Annotated in this window: 1 protein-coding gene; it reads left to right on the forward strand. The window is 44.1% G+C overall.

Features of this window, described 5'->3' with window-relative positions; all coding sequences use genetic code 11:
- Positions 1–18: 18 nt before the first annotated feature.
- A partial coding sequence (locus tag B5P42_RS33305; RefSeq protein WP_181458865.1) for a DDE-type integrase/transposase/recombinase occupies positions 19–925 on the forward strand: 907 nt, incomplete at its 3' end.

Raw genomic sequence — 925 nt, forward strand, 5'->3', positions numbered from 1 at the left:
CCATGCGTGATGGGGAAAATGTCAAAAGGACCGTTCTTGAATACCACACACCATCAAACCACTCCGGGTGAACTCATCGTAAGCGACCTCATGGGCCCATTTTCTTCCCCTGGCATAGACGGTTCCAAGTACTTTGTCACATACATTGATGCTTACAGCCGATTCTGCACAATTGCCTGTTTGAGAAACAAATCTGAGCAGTTCGAGCACCTCAAGAAGTTCATTCGACATTTCAACAACCTTCACAGCACAACTATCCGCAATTTTCAATCAGACAACGGAGGCGAATACATGTCGAAAGAGTGTCGTGATTGGCTAGACCTTCAAGGCATTCATCACCGAAGGACAGTCCCGGGAAACTCACAATCGAATGGCATGGCTGAAAGGCTTAATCGAACATTGACTGATATTGCTCTTTGTCTACTATCACATTCGAAGTTGCCCCAGCAATGTTTTGCTTGGGCTGTACAAGTAGCAGTTCATATATACAATCGACGACCCCACTCGACGTTACCAGACCGAGTTACTCCGTATGAAGTCTTGTTCAAACAGGTTCCGAATCTTAACTACCTTAGAACATTCGGCTGTGTCGCCTACAGATTGCTTCAGTCCAACGAACGGAAAAAGATACAGCCTCGAGCACAGAAACTAATTCACATTGGCTACACACAGAATCAAAAGGCTTATTTGCTGTACGATCCCATATCCCAAAAAGAATATTCCAGTCGAGATGTCGAGTTCGACGAATACTCCTTTGATTACGGATTTCAAAGAGAAAGTTCAGATTCCAGAAATACCATCTCCCCCTGTTTTGAAAGCAGCTTCCGCTCTGAGATGGAACCCCATGTTCAAATTTCGAACGAAAACAATGCAGCTGATTCCATCATATCCAAAGATGTCAGCAATAATGACAATGAATTGGATC

This window comes from Bacillus sp. SRB_331 (assembly GCF_003264175.1).
GTDB classification, from domain to species: Bacteria; Bacillota; Bacilli; order Bacillales; family Bacillaceae_G; genus Bacillus_A; species Bacillus_A mycoides.